This window comes from Pseudomonas sp. WT-JTC, assembly GCF_056711565.1.
The window spans coordinates 5837667-5855217 of the sequence record NZ_CM160042.1; the positions used below are offsets into that span (position 1 = coordinate 5837667).

Here is a 17551-nt window from a genome sequence, read left to right on the forward strand (position 1 = left end):
ATATGTGGATGCGAACGATGAAAAAACTCGTTAGCGCGCATTGCCAACGGGCGCTGCGGGCGGGGATGCCCGAGGTGGGTGCAAGAGGTTAGGAATGTATTGAATGGGGCATCGCATTCGCGAGCAAGCCCGCTCCCACAGGGGATTTGTGATCGACACAGATCCAGTGTGGGAGCGGGCTTGCTCGCGAAGAGGCCCAAGAGAACGCTACAAGATCAAATCCGGCCGTATTCCTGCGCCGTACGATCCACCGCTTTCAAGGTCTTGGCGATCAGTTCGTCAATCTCTTCACGGCTGGCAATCAACGCCGGTGCCATGATCATCCGGCCAAGGGTCGAGCGAATGATCACGCCCTCTTCAAAACCAATCGTACGGCAGCGCCAGGCAATGTCGTTCTCGTTGGCAAAACGCTTGCGGCTGGTTTTGTCTTCGGCCAGTTGCAGCGCCGCAACCATGCCCGTGCCCTGGATGTCGCCCACCAGCGGGTGCTTGCCGAACACTTCGCGCAGGCACTGTTGCAGGTACGGGCCGATGTCATCCTTGACCCGCGTCACCACGCCTTCATCGCGCAGGGCCTTGAGGTTGGCAATCGCCACCGCCGCCGCCACCGGGTGCCCGGAATAGGTCAGGCCGTGGGCAAACACGCCGCCCTGCTCCACCAGCACCGAGGCCATTTTTTTCGACAGGATCAAGCCACCCATGGGGATGTAGCCCGAGGTCAGGCCCTTGGCGATGGACAGGGTGTCCGGCTCGAAACCGAAGTACTCGTGGGCGAACCATTCGCCGGTACGACCGAAGCCACCGATCACTTCATCGGCGCACAGCAGCACATCGTACTTGCGGCAGATGCGCTGGATTTCCGGCCAGTAGCTTTCTGGCGGGAAGATCATGCCGCCGGCACCCTGGAACGGTTCGGCGATGAAGCCTGCGACCTTGTCCGCGCCCAGTTCGAGAATCTTCGCTTCCAGTTGCTGTGCCGCGCGCAGACCGAACTCAGCTGGCGTCAGGTTGCCCTCGTGAGCGAAGAAGTACGGCTCGTCGATGTGCTCGATGTCCGGAATCATGCCGCCCATTTCGTGCATGAATTTCATGCCGCCGAGCGCCGTCGCGGCCAGGGTCGAACCGTGGTAACCGTTCCAGCGGCCGATCATGATTTTCTTCTGTGGCTTGCCGAGCACCTGCCAGTAACGACGCACCGTGCGGATCAACACCTCGTTGGCTTCAGAGCCGGAGTTGGTGTAGATCGCGTGGCTGTAGTGACCCGGCAGCAGACTGAACAACAGTTCGGACAGCTCGATCACCTGCGGGTGGGTGGTGTGGAAAAACATGTTGTAGTACGGCAGCTGTTCCAGCTGCCGGCTCGCCGCGGCCGCCAGGTCCTTGCGCCCGTAACCGAGGTTGGTGCACCACAACCCGGACATGCCGTCGAGGTAACGCCGACCATCGTTGTCCCACAGGTGCAGGCGCTCGCCACGGACCATCACCCGTGGCCCCTCGTCATTGAGGGCTTTCTGATCGACGAACGCATGGATGTGGTGCGCAGCGTCGGCGGCCTGGTAGTCGCGGGTTTCACGTGGTGTGGTCATCGCCAGTTCTCCGTTTTGTTATCAGCGCAATTGAAACCAGGTGGTCTTCAACTGGGTGTATTTATCGAATGAATGCAGGGACAGGTCGCGGCCGAAACCCGACTGCTTGCCGCCGCCAAAAGGCACGGTCACGTCCAGTGCATCGACGCTGTTGACCGACACCGTACCGGCCCGCAACTGTCGCGCCACACGGTGAGCGCGGTTGAGGTCGTCGGTCCACAGCGAGGCCGCCAGACCGTAGACGCTGTCGTTGGCCAACTTCAAGGCGTGGGCCTCGTCATCGAACGCCGTGACGGCCAGCACCGGGCCGAACACTTCATCGCGAAACAGCGGCATGTCCGGCGTCACGCCGGTAAAAATCGTCGGCTGAATGAAGTTGTCGCTGCCATTGAAGATCGACTGCCGACCACCACAGACTTTTGTCGCACCTTGCAGTTCGGCCTGCTGGATGAACTTCATGATGCGTGCGGTCTGCCGGCTGTCAACGATAGCCCCGGCGGCGCTCGACGGGTCCAGCGGATCGCCTGGCTGCCAGCGTTCGGCCTGGGCCTTGAGGCGCTCGACGAACTCGTCATGAATCGAACGCTGCACCAGTAACCGCGAGTTGGCCGAGCAGACTTCGCCCTGATTGAAGAAGATGCCGAATGCGGCTTTCTCGGCCGCCAGATCCAGATCCTGACAATCGGCGAACACCAGGTTGGCGCTCTTGCCGCCGCACTCCAGCCACACCTGCTTGAGGTTCGACCGGGCCGAGTACTGCATGAAATATTTGCCGACTTCGGTGGAGCCGGTGAACACCAGGCAATCAACGTCCGGGTGCAGGCCCAGGGCCTTGCCAGTCTGCTCTCCGAGGCCCGGCAGCACGTTGAGTACACCAGGAGGAATACCCGCTTCCAGCGCCAGCTCAGCCAGACGCAAGGCCGAAAACGGCGACTGCTCGGCCGGCTTGAGAATCACCGAATTGCCCGAAGCCAGAGCCGGGGCGAGTTTCCACGCGGCCATGTCCAGGGGGAAATTCCACGGCACCACGGCCGCCACCACACCGAGGGCTTCGCGGGTGATGGTCGCCAGCACGTTCTGCGCACTCGGCGCGACCTGATCGTAGAGTTTGTCGAGGCTCTCGGCGTACCAGCGGAACACGCCCGCGGCGCCCGGCACATCGATGTTGTAGGCGTCCGTAACGGGCTTGCCCATGTTCAGCGAGTCAAGCAGCGCCAGTTCTTCACGGTGATCGAGGATCAAATCAGCCAGGCGCAACAGCACTTGCTTGCGTTCGGTCGGTGAGCGCGCAGCCCAGGTGCCCGCCTCGAAGACCTGTCGTGCATTGCGCACCGCCGCGTTTACGTCGTCTTCGCCACAGGCGGCAACATTGGCCAGGCACTGGCCGGTGGCGGGGTTGATCGCGGCGAAAGTCTGCCCCGACTGCGCCGCACGGCGCTGGCCATCGATCACGGCCTGGTCGGGAAACCGCAGGGAAGCGGCTTTGCGTTGCCAATACTCAAGCTCGAACACGTTCGGATGCTCCAGAGGACATTCTTGTGTATTGGATAGTCGCTCAGGCCCAAGCGGTGGAAAACCAGTAAAAATGTGTTCGCAGGCCAAGAAAAAACTACGTAGCCAATCTCCCTTCTGGCGCAGCATGTGGTTATTGTTCAATCACAACAAATCGCTGCCCGAGCGGATAGGGGTGGCGCGCAAATTGCCAGGATGCCTGATCCGTTCTCCCCCGAGGTTTGCTGTGGCTGCCTACAATCTGCGTCAACTGAAATACTTCATCACCACCGTCGAGTGTGGCAGCGTCGCCGAGGCCTCGCGCAAGCTGTACATCGCCCAGCCGTCGATCTCCACGGCCATCAAAGGGCTGGAAGACAGTTTCGGCGTGCAACTGCTGATCCGCCATCACGCCCAGGGCGTGTCGTTGACCCCCAGCGGTGCACGTTTTTACCGCAAGGCCCAGGAACTGCTGCGCATGGCCAGGGAGTTCGAACAGAACGCCTTGGCCGACAACGATGTGGTGTCCGGACAGATCGATATCGGCTGTTTCGAAACCGTCGCACCGCTGTACCTGCCGCAATTGATCGCCGGGTTTTCGGCGTTGTACCCGGGGGTGGAAATCCGCATCCGCGACGGCGAGCAGCAAGAGCTGGTGCAGGGCCTGACCTCCGGCGCCTTCGATCTGGCGATCCTCTACGAGCACGACCTCGACGGCACCATCGAGACCGAACCGCTGATGCCCGCGCAACGGCCTTACGCATTGCTGCCGGCAGATCACCGCTTCGCCCAGCAGGCGCAAGTGTCGCTGCGGGACCTGTGCCTGGAGCCGATGATTCTTCTGGACGTGCAGCCGAGCCGGACCTACTTCGTCAGCCTGTTCGAAGAGCTGGGACTGACCCCACGCATCGCCTTCAGCTCTCCATCGATCGAGATGGTGCGCGGCATGGTCGGACAAGGCTTCGGTTTCTCGATCCTGGTGACCAAACCGCATTCGGAATGCACCTACGACGGACAGAAAGTGGTGTGCGTGGACATCGCCGAAGACGTCACCGGTTCGGGACTGGTGGCGGCGTGGCTCAAACGCGGGCAACTGACCAAGCCGGCGCAGTTGTTTGCGGATTACTGCCGCGAACAACTGACCGCCAAATCCGAAAAACCGCATTAATTGCCTTAGCGATTATTTACGCGGTTTGATCCGCGCAGTCGCTTCGGCCACCAGCGGATCATCCGGCCAGTAATGCTTCGGATACCGCCCCTTCAGATCCTTCTTCACCTCGGCGTAGGTGCTGCGCCAGAAGTTGGCCAGATCCTGGGTCACCTGCACTGGCCGCCGCGCCGGGGACAACAGATGCAGCTTGACCACTTGCCGGCCCCCGGCAATGCGCGGGGTCTCGGCCAGGCCGAACAGCTCCTGCAAACGCACCGCGAGAATCGGCGGCTGTTCGCTGTAGTCCAGACGAATCGACGACCCCGACGGCACGCTCAAATGATGCGGCGCCAGCTCGTCCAGCCGCTGCGGCAGCGGCCATGGCAGCAAGTTGTGGACGATGCTCGACAGGTCCAGATTGGCGAAGTGACTGAGCCGGGAAACCTTGCCCAGATATGGCATCAGCCAGTGCTCCAGGCTTTTGAGCAACGCGCCGTCGCTGACATCCGGCCACTCGCTCTCGCCCTTGCCGGCAAGGTCCAGTTGCCGCAACAACGCGACCCGCGCCTGCCACTGACGCAGCTCCGGCGTCCACGGCAACAGCTCCAGCCCCTTGCGCCGCACCAGATTCACCAGCGCCTGGCTGCGCGCGCTTTCGTCGAGGCCGGTGAGCGGTTCACGACTGAGGATCAACTCGCCAACCTTACGCTGACGCTCGGCCCGCAGCACGCCTTCACGCTCATCCCAATCCAGTTGATCGACGCAGCGCACCTGCTCGGCCAGTACCGAATCGAACAACGCCGGATCGAAGTCCGTCGCCAGATAAATCCGCTCTTCGCGCTGGCCCTGACGACTGCCCAGATCGGCGATCACCAGCCACGCTTGCTTCATCAGGCTGTCCGCCTCGGCGAACAAGGCTGCGCGACCGTTGGCCAGGCGATACTCTGCACCACCGGCACGGCGTTGTTGGGCGACCCGGTCGGGATAGGCCAGCGCCAGTAGCGCACCCAACCAGCGCGGATGCTCGGGATCGCTGACCGGTTCCGATGCTTTACCCCGCAGATAACCACGGTACTGCCGCGCCAGTTGCCGTGCGCGCTGCACGCCGCCCTGGGCACCGCGTGCAGCACGTTCTTCGCCAGACAGCAGCACCAGTCGGCTGTGCAGGTCCGCCCCGGCGCCGCGCAGGATATCGCGCTCACCGAGCAGCGCCGCGACGTCGCAGGCCATGTCCGCCAGCCCCAGCGCCTGGCCGCGCAACAGCAAATGCGCGATGCGCGGATGCGCCGGCAGTTCAGCCATGGCTTGACCGTGACGGGTCAGCGCTTCGCCCTCCAGTGCGCCCAGGCGTTCGAGCAGATCCTGGGCCTGTGCATAAGCGGCGGCCGGCGGTACGTCGAGCCACACCAGTTGCCCGGGCGTCACGCCCCAGCGCCCCAGTTGCAAGGCCAGCCCGGCGAGGTCCGCCGAAAGGATTTCCGCGGTGCCATAGGCCGCCAGTTGCTCGTGCTGATCCTGGGACCACAAGCGATAACACACGCCGGGCTCCAGGCGCCCGGCCCGGCCCGCGCGCTGGGTGGCACTGGCCTTGGAAATGCGCTGGGTGTCGAGGCGGGTCATGCCGCTGCCGGGGTCGAAACGCGGCACCCGCGCCAGCCCGGCATCGATCACCACTCGTACGCCATTGATGGTCAGGCTGGTCTCGGCGATGTTGGTGGCCAGTACCACTTTGCGTTTGCCCGCCGGTGCCGGATCGATTGCCGCCCGTTGCGCCGTCAGGTCCAGTTCACCGTGCAACGGACACAACAGAACCTGTGGGTTATCGCCCAGCGCATCGGCCAGTTGCTGATGCACGCGCCGGATTTCCGCCTGCCCCGGCAGGAACACCAACACACTGCCGGTCTCGTCGTTCAAGGCTTCAAGGATGGTCTGCACCAGACGCGGCTCGATGAATTCACCGGCCTGGAACGGCCGCCCCCAACGCATTGCCACCGGGAACATGCGCCCTTCGCTGCGCAGGATTGGCGCATCGTCGAGCAACCCGGCGAGGCGCTCGCCTTCCAGAGTCGCGGACATCAGCAGGACTTTCAGTGGTTGGTCATCACGAAACAGTTCACGGCCATTGAGGCTCAGGGCCAGAGCCAGATCGGCATCGAGACTACGCTCGTGAAACTCATCGAAGATCAGCAGGCCCACGCCTTCCAGCGCCGGGTCGTCCTGCAGGCGCCGGGTGAGGATACCCTCGGTGACCACTTCGATACGGGTATTGGGGCCGACCTTGCTGTCGAGCCGAATGCGATAACCCACGGTTTCGCCGACCTTCTCCCCCAGCTCACTGGCCAGTCGCTCCGCCGCTGCCCGCGCGGCCAACCGGCGGGGTTCGAGCATCAGGATGGTCTGCCCGGCCAGCCACGGCTCGTTGAGCAAGGCCAAAGGCACGCGGGTGGTCTTACCGGCGCCGGGCGGTGCTTCGAGCACGGCTTCGTGACGTGTAGCGAGGGCTTCACGCAGGGCGGGTAAAACTTCATCGATCGGCAAAGAAATCATGCTGGCTCCCCAGGGCGTGCCCACAGTAAATTGCGAGTCGCGTTGAAGCTGTGGGCGTGCCAGGCAAGGCGCGGGACGCAGGTAAGGGTCGTTTCCTTACCAAGTTCCGCAACGCAGCATGGCGCGTCCACAGCTTCAGCCCGGAGGGCCGAACCCCGATTACAACTGTCAGCCGTTACGCGTTGTTGAACTGAAAAAAACAACGTCCATCCTCAACTATCTCTGTAGGGGTGAGACGCGGCCGCAATTTACTGTGGGCACGCCCTGCCAGCGCGAGTATAACGGCGAACTGCAAGGCGTTCGTCAGGGTCTTAATTCATACAGACGACGTTTCGTTTCGAGATTACCCAGGAGATTTCATATGCGTGCTCCCTTTCGCCTGATTGGCGGTGTTCTGGTCGCAACCTTGCTGACTCAAGTGACAGCCTGCGGTTCGATCTTCTATCCCGATCGCCGTGGCCAGATCGAAGGCAAGATCGACCCGGCCATTGCCGCGCTCGACGCCGTTGGCCTGCTGTTCTACATCATCCCCGGCCTGATCGCGTTTGCCGTGGACTTCGCCACCGGCGCGATTTATTTCGAACCGGGCAAGACCGCGCAGGTCGACCCGCAAAAACTCAAGGACGCCATCGGCCCCGACGGCAAAGTCGATAACCGCAAGTTGCAGACTATTCTGGAAAGCGAGCTGGGCCGCAGCTTCCCGCTGGACGATCCACGCCTGATCCAGAGCAAAGGCAGCGCCCAGCAACTGGCGATGTTCGGCCTGCAACCGGCCGCGTAATCCCTGCGCACAAAAGGACTCTTCAAGGAACGATTGCCCCTATGACCTCCAGCTCCGAACACGCCAACCTGCTGCGGCTGGCGACCCGTGCCTCGGTGGCGGTGGCATGCACATTGATCGTCGCCAAAGCCATCGCCTGGTGGTTGAGCGGCTCGGTGAGCATGCTCGCCGGGCTCACCGACTCGGCACTCGACGGCGTCACGTCGTTGCTCAACCTGCTGGCGGTGCATTACGCCCTGCGCCCCGCCGACGATGATCATCGCTACGGGCACGGCAAGGCCGAGTCATTGGCGGGCATGGCCCAGGCACTGTTCATTGGCGGCAGTGCGATACTGATTGCGCTACAGGCCTACGATCGGCTGATACATCCCGAACCGGTCGGCGCGCCTTGGATCAGTATCGGTGTAATTGTGTTCTCGCTCGCCCTGACCCTGGCCTTGCTGATGCTGCAACATCGGGTGATCAAGGCCACGGGCTCCAACGCCGTGCGGGCCGACTCGCTGCATTACCGTTCGGACCTGTTGCTCAACGGCAGCATTCTGCTGGCGCTGATACTGGCCGGGTTTGGCTGGCATCAGGTCGACGCCTGGTTTGGCCTGGGAATCGCCGTTTATATCTTGTGGAGCGCGGTGCAGATCGCCCGGGAGAGCTTTGCGGTGTTGATGGATGAAGAGCTGCCACCGGATGTCAGCCAGCACATGCTGGAGCTGGCGTGCAGCGTACCCGGCGTGTTGGGTGCGCATGACCTGCGTACACGGATCTCCGGCAACCAGTGGTTTGTACAGTTGCATCTGGAGTTGCCGGGGGAGCTGACGCTGTCAGTCGCCCACGGCATCAGCGATCAGGCGGCCGCGGCCATTCACAGCGCTTACCCGCGAGCCGAGGTGCTGGTGCACGCCGACCCGAAGGAAGTGGTGAAAGCCGCCCGGGCTCAGTAATTGACCTGATAACCGCGACTGCTCAGGCAACTGCCCTGGGCCTGTCGGTAGGCTTGCACCACCGACGGGTCTGGCTGGTAGGTGGCGGTTCGTGGATCGAAACCACTCTGCTGTACCGCGTATTGATAACACTCGTAGCCATCCCGGCTGACCTGCTCCGGCGACTGGCCGTTGGCCGGATACGCCTCCACGTCATAACTATTGCTGGCGGCTGTTGGTTGCGATTGCGCCTGGCCAATCGGCGGCTCGACCACCTCGTAATCCTGAGTGCTTTCCTGGTAGGCGTAATATGAACCGGCCGCAAGGAAAAACAGCGTCCCGGCGATCCACACCTGCTGGGCATAATCGGGCAGGTAGCGAACACGAATCCCGCGCGGTGGCTGCACCACCTCATAGCGCGGGCCAAGCGGGCGATACCAGTAACCGCCGGAATAGTAATAATCCATGCCACGGTAAGGCACGCGGTAATTACGCTCGGGGAAGCGGTCGATCACCTGGCCAGGGCGATACCTTGGCCCGGGTCCCCAGCCGTTACTGCGCCCGTCAGGGCGACCCTGCCAGGTATTGTAATTGGTCGGTGCACCCATGTAGCCGCCCCAGCGCTGGTTGTAATCGTTGCGGTGCGGCTGGTCCTGGTAGTAACCACGCTGCGGCTGCTGGGTCTGGCGCACGGTGTCGGGGCGGGGCTGGATCGGAAAGTCATTGGCCGGCAACTGCGGTGGTGGCGGCGGCGAGCGAACCGGGCTGTTGAAATCCGGTGCCGGATGTTTCTGCCACTGGGCATTGTCCTGATGTTGATTCTGGCCGTTGCGCTCGGACTGACGATTGTCGTTGTTCTGCGCACGGGGCTGGTTCTGCGGCTGGCTGTTTTGCGGACGCGGCTGGTCGTTGCCACCATGGCCCTGATTACCACCCTGATGCCCTTCCTGGCCGTGCTGCCCGCCATCACGGCCATGGTTTTGCGGCTCATCGGCCATCGTTTGCGCAGTGACACTGACACACAGCAAACCAACACCGGCCAAACGCCAGATGCGCGCTTTCATGCTTTTCCTCATTGCGGGTTAGGGCCTGTACATAAGACTGGGAAAGCACGGGCCGGTTCTGCTAGAGGTTATCAGTCACGCAACTTATTTATTGAGGGCCGGGCGTCAATTCACGGCAGTAAATTGTGCGCAAGAAAAAGGGGAGACCCGTCGGCCTCCCCTTGGAGAACTTCGTCCTGGCTCGACGCTTTTGGCGTCGGCTCACCTCACGCCGTCTTCTGGACAGTGTGCAGCTCGGGGGCCGGCACATCCCCGGTGGGGGTGGCGACCGCGGCGGGCCTGATTGGGCGAGCCGCACTGGACTGTTTGTCCGAGCAGTGATTCTGGTGATAAGAATAGGCCGGGAGCGTCAGCAGAGGATTGCGAAGATTGCTTGATTAAACATCACTTGCGCAATTTTTAACCCAAGATACATAATCCTCAGCAATAGTTACGACAAAGGACCGTTTGATGAGCAAGCTCGACCGATACGACCTGAGTATTCTGGCGGAATTGCAACGCGACGCACGCATCTCCAACCAAGAGCTGGCCGAGCGCATCGGCCTGTCGCCTTCGCCGTGCTCGCGGCGGGTCAAGCAACTGGAAGACGACGGCTACATTTCCCGTCAGGTCGCCCTGCTCGACCGCAAAATGCTCGGCCTGAGCCTGACGGCCTATGTACTGATCGGCATGGACCGTCACACGCCGGAGCGTTTCGAAAACTTCGAAGCAGCCATCCGCACCTTGCCCCAGGTGCTCGAATGCAGCCTGGTGACCGGGATGGATGCCGACTATCAACTCAAGGTCGTGGTGCCGGACATGGATCACTACCAGAAACTGCTGCTGGGGCATCTGACCCGGATTGAAGGGGTGACCAGCGTGCGCTCGAGTTTTGTGCTGAATCAGGTTTTGAATAGCACCGAACTGCCTTTGACTCATCTGCGTAGCTGAGGACGCCATCGCGAGCAAGCTCGTTCCCACATTGGAATGCAATCCCCTGTGGGAGCGGGCTTGCTCGCGAAGAGGCCGGCACAGGCGACGAATGACTGCGACACACCGACGCAGGTCAATACTGCGCGAAGCCAGTGCGGCGTATACTCGCCGCGCCCTTTTAGCCTCGCCTGTGCCGGAGATGTTCGATGGATCCTGCAGTATTCGAAGAGTGGATGATGACCGGACTGGTCACGATCCTGATCATTTTCATGGGTTTCATCGTCTGGGATCTGGCGAAGAAGTCCAAGGCCGGGCGCTTTGGCTCGTTCATCCTGTTCTTCGTGCTGGGCCTGGGTGTTGCTGCCTTCGTGATCAAAAGTGTGGTGATCGGCCTGATCGAGTCCGGCACTTTATAAGCGCGCCGGCACTTCTTTCCACTGCCCCTGATCGAGCCCTTCGATCGTCCAGTCACCGATTCTGACCCGTACCAGGCGCAACGTCGGCAATCCGACCGCAGCCGTCATGCGCCGAACCTGCCGGTTGCGCCCTTCGCGAATCACCAACTCCAGCCAACTGGTCGGCACGCTTTTACGAAAACGCACCGGCGGATTGCGCGGCCACAGATCGGGCTCGTCCAGTTGTCGCGCCTCGGCGGGCAAGGTCATGCCGTCATTCAATTGAACCCCGTCACGCAAGCGCTGCAATTGCCCGGCGTCCGGCTCTCCCTCGACCTGTACCCAATAGGTCTTGGCCAGTTTGTGTTTCGGGTCGGCGATCCGCGCCTGAAGCTGGCCGTCATTGGTCAGCAGCAACAAGCCTTCGCTGTCGCGGTCCAGCCGGCCGGCCGGATAGATGCCCGGTACATCGATGTAATCCTTGAGGGTCGCGCGCCCTTCGCCGTCACTGAATTGCGTCAGCACATCGAACGGCTTGTTGAACAGGATCAGTTTTGGCTCGGCCGGTGGCGCCTTGGCGACACGGCGCTGGGCCGATGGGGATGGCTTCGCGCCAGGGCGGCGAGAAACGGGGCGTGGCGGACGGGACATGGTGAATGTGAACATCTAACGGTCAGGGCTGACAATGCTAGTGCCCCGACCGCTAAATGACCATCGACAAATCAGCGGAACGGCGGCTCGTCGAAGCTGCGCAGTTTGCGCGAGTGCAGTGAGTTGAGTTCGGTACGCAACAGATCCACCGCCTCGATACCGATCTTCAAGTGCTGGCTGACCGCGCGCTCATAGAAGGCGTTCGCCGAGCCCGGTAACTTGATTTCGCTGTGCAGCGGTTTGTCCGATACGCACAACAACGTGCCGTACGGCACCCGCAAACGATAACCCTGGGCGGCGATGGTGCCGCTTTCCATGTCCACCGCCACGGCGCGGGACAGGTTGATCAGCGGTCGTTCCTGCGCCCAGCGCAGCTCCCAGTTACGGTCGTCGTAGGTCAGCACCGTTCCGGTGCGCAGGCGCTTCTTCAGTTCGTCGCCCTTCTCGCCGGTAATGTTCGCTGCCGCTTGCTGAAGCGCCAGCTGCACTTCGGCCAGGGCCGGAATCGGAATGTTCGGCGGCACCACCCGGTCGAGAATCCCGTCGCGGCGCATGTAGGCGTGAGCCAGCACGTAGTCGCCGATGGTTTGCGACTGACGCAGGCCGCCGCAGTGACCGATCATCAGCCAGCAATGCGGGCGCAGAACGGCCAGGTGGTCGGTGATGTTCTTGGCGTTGGATGGGCCGACGCCAATGTTGACCAGGGTCACACCGTGGCCGTCACTGGCGATCAGGTGATAGGCCGGCATCTGATAACGGTGCCAGACCACGCCGGCGGCAATCGCCGAGGCTTCGCCGTGATCCATGCTCTTTTCGATGATCACGTTACCCGGCAGTACCATGCGCACGAAGCGCGGGTCTTTACGCAGTTGTTCCAGGCCATGGACGATGAACTGGTCGACATAGCGGTGATAGTTGGTCAGCAGAATCCACGGCTGCACATGCCGCCAGTCACTGCCGGTGTAATGCACCAGTCGACGCAGGGAGAAATCCACCCGTGCGGCATCGAACAGGGCCAGTGGCAGCGGATCGGTGTTTTCCCAGTCGTACAAACCGTCGGCAATGCCATCGGTCGCGGCCGACAGGTCGGTACTCGGGAACACCCGCGCCAGCACGGCAGCGGTGACGCCGGAACCCGCCAGCTCATCGCCCTGCTCGACCACATACGGATACGGGATGTTCTGCTCGCTGACCCCGACTTCCACGGTCACGGTGAAGTCGTGCATCAGCGGCACCAGCTGTTCCAGCAGGTATTTACGGAAAGCCGATGGATGGGTGACGGTGACGCTGTAGGTGCCTGGCAGCTGGACCTTGGCATAGGCACGGGTGGTCTGCGGGACTTCGCCCTGGCAATGGTAGGTCAGGCGCAGCTCGGGATAACGGAACAGCGCCCGCTGCTCGGCGTCCGGTTCGACACGGTCCTTGAGGTAACGCTTGAGCGCCTGACTCAGCGCGGTGGTTGCACGATTGTGCAAGAGTGCAAGCCGATCCACGGCTTGCTCGGCGGTTTGAACGACAATAAAAGCTTCGGTCACGATCAGCATCCTGTGTTCTGACTTGCAGACCTTCATCTTGCCTGCATCGTCGCTTCACGGGAACAGTGGCATGTTGGCGATGTGCATAGAGAACATCTGTGGGAGCGGGCTTGCTCGCGAAAGCGGTCTGTCAGCCGCATCAATGTTGAATGTGAAACCGCATTCGCGAGCAAGCCCGCTCCCACATGAGGCCCGATGGTGATCAGAAGCCCTGCGGAGTCGAACGGGCGACAATCGCTTCCACGTCCAGGCCTCGTGGTAACGCGCCGTACACTCTGCCGCCGCCATCCAGACGACTGGCAATGAAGGCATCACTGACCACCTCGTTCCCGGCTTCCAGCAACAATTTGGCCTGCAACCCCAGCGCAATGTCCTCGGTCAACTGCCGGGCGCGGTACTGAATGTCACTGGTGTCCTTGAACGCCGCCTGCAACTGATGGATGTGCGCCGCCAGGCGCTTGTCGCCATGGCCATCGCCCAACTCGCTGAACAGCGCGTCGAGCACACCCGGTTCTTTCGACAGGGCACGCAGCACGTCAAGGCACTGCACGTTGCCAGAACCCTCCCACGTCGAATTCACCGGCGCCTCGCGGTACAGCCGCGGCAGGATGCTGTCTTCGACATAACCCGCGCCGCCCATGCATTCGGCCGCTTCGTTGATCATGGCCGGCGCCCGCTTGCAGATCCAGTACTTGCCCACGGCCGTCACCAGTCGGGCGAATCTGGCTTCCTGCGAATCGTCCAGATGATCCAGCGCCCGCCCCATGCGCAGGCTCAAGGCCAGGGCGGCTTCGCTTTCCAGCGCCAGATCCGCCAGCACGTTCTGCATCAATGGCTGCTCGCTGAGCAGTTTGCCGCCAACCGAACGGTGAGCGCAGTGATGGCTGGCCTGAGTCAGCGCCTGACGCATCAGCGCACTGGAACCGACCATGCAATCGAAGCGGGTCATGGCGACCATCTCGATGATCGTCGGAACGCCACGGCCCTCTTCACCGATCATCCACGCCAGTGCGCCACGGAACTCCACTTCGCTGGAAGCGTTGGAGCAATTGCCGAGCTTGTTCTTCAGGCGCTGGATATAGAACTGATTGCGCGTGTCGTCCGGACGATGGCGCGGCAACAGGAAACAGGTCAGGCCCTTGTCGGTCTGCGCCAGGGTCAGGAAGGCGTCGCACATTGGCGCCGAGCAAAACCACTTGTGCCCCACCAACTCATAAGCCTGGCCCGGACCACTGGCACCGACCGGATACGCCTTGGTGGTATTGGCCCGCACATCGGTGCCGCCCTGCTTCTCGGTCATGGCCATGCCGATGGTGACCCCGGCCTTGTGGGCCACGCCGACGTTGCGCGGGTCGTATTCGGTGGCGAGGATTTTCGGTAGCCACTTCTCGGCCAGGTCCGGTTGCAGACGCATGGCCGGAACGCTGGCGAAGGTCATGGTCAACGGGCAACCACTGCCGGCTTCTGCCTGGCTGTGCAGATACGACATGCAAGCGCGGGCGACATGGGCTCCGTCCTGCGGGTGCGCCCAGGGCCGCGAGGTCAGGCCGTGCTCGACCGCCGTGCGCATCAATTGGTGATAGGCCGGATGAAACTCCACCAGATCGATGCGATGACCGAAGCGGTCATGGCTGTTGAATACCGGCTTGTTCTGATTGGCCAGGAACCCGGCTTCCATCAACGGGCCACCGGCCAGCGCGCCGTAGGCGTCGATCTGCGCTTCGGCCCAACCGGCCCCGAAGCGCCGCGACCATTCCTGCAACGGCAAGTCGATGCGGTACAGGTTGGCGCCGTCCAGGGACGGTGGCTGATTGGTGACTTCGTGGGTTTCGGCGAACTGATGCAGGTTCATGACTGGGCTCCTTTGGTCGGCCAAGGGACTTCAGTTAAGCACCGCCCCTCGACCGTTCAAAGTGTCATATCCGCCTAACTGTCGGCACTTTCGCCCTGTTGCGGGCAAAGCACACGGCGGTAGAGCGCGGCCTGCAAGTCCTCGAATTTTACCGGCTTGCTCAAGTGATCAATCACTGCGCCGGTCGGGCAGCGCTCACGGTCACCGCCCAGGGCGATCATGAACAGCGGCAGTTCGGCATAACCCGGCAACGCACGGATCTGGCAGCACACCGACCCACCGTCCTGAAGCGGCACCTGACAATCGAGCAGCACCGCGTCAAACACTTCGCGCTGCAAGAGATCGAGCGCAACATCGGCACTGTCGGCCGTACGCACGCGAAACCCCAGCTTGAGCAACATGCCGCGCATCACCAACTGGCTGACGCCGTTGTCATCCACCAACAGCACGGCACAATCCTGAGGCAAGCGCAGGCGCGAAAAGTCGCGGGTCATCAACGGCGTCACCGGGCGCTCGACCACCGGCAGCCCGACTTCCACATCAAGCTGAAACCGGCTGCCGCGCCCAGGCTCGGTGCGATGAGTCAGGCGTCCACCCAGCAATTCGACCAACTGTCGGCAAATCGCCAGACCAACACCCAGGCCACCGTATTCACGGGTCATCGAGCCATCAAGCTGGAAGAACCGCTGATACATCGTGGCCTCCCCCAAATCGGTGAAGCCAATGCCCGTGTCGATCACCGCAAAGGTCAATGCCAGCCGGTCGGGCTCAACGGCCTTGCCGGTCACCCGCAAGGCCAGACCGCCGACCCGGGTGAACTTGATGGCGTTATCCAGCAGACATTCCAGGCACTGGGCGATCTTGACGTTGTCGCCGTACAAGCGATCCGGCACACCTGGCGCGACATCGACCTTGAAGTCCAGCGACTTGCCCGATGCATTGCCTTCGAACTGGGTGTGCAGTGCCTCGACCATGCCGCGCAAGCTGAAGGTTTCGGCCGAGGCCTTGAGTTTGCCGGCCTGCAATTCGGTGAGGGTGAGGATGCCGTTGACCATGCGCATCATGTCCCGCGCCGAGCCCGAAGCCGTCTGCTGATACTGCTCCAGCTCAGGGTCCATTTCGACCGTCTGCATCAGTTCCAGCGAACCGATCACACCGTTCATCGGTGTGCGCAGTTCATGGGTCAGGGTGGCAAGGAATTCGTCCTTGAGCTTGTTACTGCGAGCCAGTTGCTGGTTGAGAACCTCAAGCTTCTGGCTGGCGTCGAACAGGGTTTGCGCCTGCTGCTCGCGCATGTCGTTGATGCGGTCGGCCAGCGCCAGGGACAGCAACGCCACTTCGATGGCCGAGCCGATCTGGCTGGAATACATGGTCAGGAACACGTTCGGCAGGTACCCCAGCACCATCAGTGTATTGACGATGCCGCCGAGCAAAAACGCCGACCAGGCAATTATGAAATACCGCGCGACGCGCAGGCCCCGCAGCCAGGCGAAGATCCCGGCGGCAAAAATCACCACGGTGAACGTCAGCGCCAGCGCCGTGGCCAGGCGCAAGGCCAGGGCGTAACTGGTCATCAACGACAAGCCTACGACCAGCGCACTAAAGACAACCAACGCCAGCAACAAACGGTCGAGCCAGCGACTGTGGGTCGCCATTTGCAGGAAACGGCGGGCGAATTGACTGCCGAACAGCCCTGCGCAGCCGATGAAAAACGGCGTCGCGGCGTTGGCCCACCAGGGGTTGTCCGGCCAGAAATACTGCACGGCCGCCCCGTTTACCGACAGCTGATACAAGCCGAACGAGGCGATATAGAAGATGTAGTAGAGGTAACTCGTGTCGCGCACGCTGAGGTAGATGAACAGGTTGTAGACCAGCATCCCCAACAGCACGCCGTAGATCAACCCCAGTACGTAGAGGCGCACGGGCTGCTCTTCGAGGTAGGCCGTGCTCGACCACAAGGTTACCGGTGCCTGGATCGAGCCTTCGCTTTGCAGTCGCAAGAACAGGGTTTCGGCCTGGTCAGGCTTGAACGTCAGATCGAACAAATAGTTGTTCTGACGAACCTCGCGGCTGGCGAACGGCAAGGCATCGCCGGTCTGCCTGAGCAACTGATAGTTGCCAGCCGCATCAGGCAAATAGAGATCGAGATGATCGAGGGGCGGATAGGCCAGCTCCAGCAGCCAGGTCCGTTGCGCCGCCGGATTGGCCGGACGGTAATGCAGGTCGATTTTCAGCCAGAACACCGAACGCGAATACCCGGCGTTGAGCGTGTCCTTGTGGTGCGGTTTGAAGTTGCCGGCCGCCGCTTGCGCACGGATATCGGCGATGGTCGCCTGACCACCTGCGTCCTCGTAGACCTGCAGGGTTCGGCCCAAGGGGAGGCTTTGAGTGAACTCATCGAACTCGACGGCGTTTGCCAGGAGGGGCAAACACAACAGCAACATCAGCAAATAGTGCATTGAAGCCCCAGCGTGGCCTGTCCGGTTCTGTCAGGAAGCCCCCCATTCCTTTTGAGCAGACGTAAAACCGGTATCACCTGTTATTGGTTTGGATCCACTCTAGCATAGCCGTTGATGGCCACTAAACACCATTGAAATTTTTCCTACAAAGGCTCTAGAACGGGCGTTCCAGAGCAGCTACCAGAAGACATTTTGTGGCTGATGAGTCACC

The 17551-nt window shown here is 61.8% G+C and carries 13 protein-coding genes; 5 read left to right on the forward strand and 8 right to left on the reverse strand.

The features are described 5' to 3' along the window. Positions 1 to 215 precede the first annotated feature (215 nt). Both AC06G5_RS26545 and AC06G5_RS26550 read right to left on the reverse strand, forming a co-directional pair. Positions 216 to 1586, reverse strand: coding sequence for an aspartate aminotransferase family protein (locus tag AC06G5_RS26545; protein WP_413424575.1), 1371 nt, complete (start codon positions 1584 to 1586; stop codon positions 216 to 218). Between the two features lie 21 nt (positions 1587 to 1607). Continuing rightward, entirely contained in the window at positions 1608 to 3098 is a 1491-nt protein-coding gene (locus tag AC06G5_RS26550; protein ID WP_413424573.1) for an aldehyde dehydrogenase, read from the reverse strand. A gap of 226 nt (positions 3099 to 3324) precedes the next feature. Between AC06G5_RS26550 and AC06G5_RS26555 the strand changes: the two genes are divergently transcribed. Further along, complete coding sequence (locus AC06G5_RS26555) at positions 3325 to 4245, forward strand: LysR family transcriptional regulator (protein ID WP_413424571.1); 921 nt, start codon at positions 3325 to 3327, stop codon at positions 4243 to 4245. A 12-nt stretch (positions 4246 to 4257) separates the two neighbouring features. Here the strand turns inward: AC06G5_RS26555 and hrpB are convergent, their stop codons facing one another. After that, positions 4258 to 6774, reverse strand: a complete 2517-nt coding sequence (gene hrpB / locus AC06G5_RS26560) for an ATP-dependent helicase HrpB (RefSeq protein WP_413424569.1) — start codon at positions 6772 to 6774, stop codon at positions 4258 to 4260. 361 nt (positions 6775 to 7135) lie between these two features. Between hrpB and AC06G5_RS26565 the strand changes: the two genes are divergently transcribed. Further along, complete coding sequence (locus AC06G5_RS26565) at positions 7136 to 7555, forward strand: hypothetical protein (RefSeq protein ID WP_008022979.1); 420 nt, start codon at positions 7136 to 7138, stop codon at positions 7553 to 7555. A 41-nt stretch (positions 7556 to 7596) separates the two neighbouring features. After that, entirely contained in the window at positions 7597 to 8493 is an 897-nt protein-coding gene (locus AC06G5_RS26570) for a cation diffusion facilitator family transporter (protein WP_480458570.1), read from the forward strand. On the opposite strand, the gene AC06G5_RS26575 is transcribed toward AC06G5_RS26570, so the two are convergent. Beyond that, positions 8487 to 9536 (reverse strand): DUF6515 family protein, encoded by a 1050-nt coding sequence (locus AC06G5_RS26575; protein ID WP_413424565.1) that lies wholly within the window; start codon positions 9534 to 9536, stop codon positions 8487 to 8489. The two genes, AC06G5_RS26570 and AC06G5_RS26575, sit on opposite strands and share 7 nt — an antisense overlap. 450 nt (positions 9537 to 9986) lie before the next feature. On the opposite strand from AC06G5_RS26575, the gene AC06G5_RS26580 reads away from it, so the two are divergent. Beyond that, positions 9987 to 10466, forward strand: coding sequence for an Lrp/AsnC family transcriptional regulator (locus AC06G5_RS26580; RefSeq protein ID WP_007937367.1), 480 nt, complete (start codon positions 9987 to 9989; stop codon positions 10464 to 10466). A 188-nt stretch (positions 10467 to 10654) separates the two neighbouring features. After that, the gene (locus AC06G5_RS26585) at positions 10655 to 10864 is read left to right on the forward strand and encodes a DUF2788 domain-containing protein (protein ID WP_008022976.1); all 210 of its coding nucleotides are present in this window, start codon (positions 10655 to 10657) and stop codon (positions 10862 to 10864) included. Here AC06G5_RS26585 and AC06G5_RS26590 read toward each other — a convergent pair. The 4 genes from AC06G5_RS26590 to AC06G5_RS26605 form a co-directional block, all read right to left on the reverse strand. Next, positions 10859 to 11494: a pseudouridine synthase gene (locus AC06G5_RS26590; RefSeq protein WP_413424658.1), complete on the reverse strand. Its 636-nt coding sequence runs from the start codon at positions 11492 to 11494 to the stop codon at positions 10859 to 10861. The two genes, AC06G5_RS26585 and AC06G5_RS26590, sit on opposite strands and share 6 nt — an antisense overlap. Before the next feature lie 71 nt (positions 11495 to 11565). Beyond that, a complete protein-coding gene (gene amn / locus AC06G5_RS26595; protein ID WP_413424563.1) occupies positions 11566 to 13065 on the reverse strand; it encodes an AMP nucleosidase in 1500 nt (499 codons plus the stop codon). A gap of 166 nt (positions 13066 to 13231) precedes the next feature. Further along, a complete protein-coding gene (locus AC06G5_RS26600) occupies positions 13232 to 14881 on the reverse strand; it encodes an acyl-CoA dehydrogenase family protein (RefSeq protein WP_413424561.1) in 1650 nt (549 codons plus the stop codon). Positions 14882 to 14955: 74 nt separating this feature from the next. Beyond that, entirely contained in the window at positions 14956 to 17340 is a 2385-nt protein-coding gene (locus tag AC06G5_RS26605) for a 7TM diverse intracellular signaling domain-containing protein (protein ID WP_480458571.1), read from the reverse strand. Between the last annotated feature and the right edge of the window lie 211 nt (positions 17341 to 17551).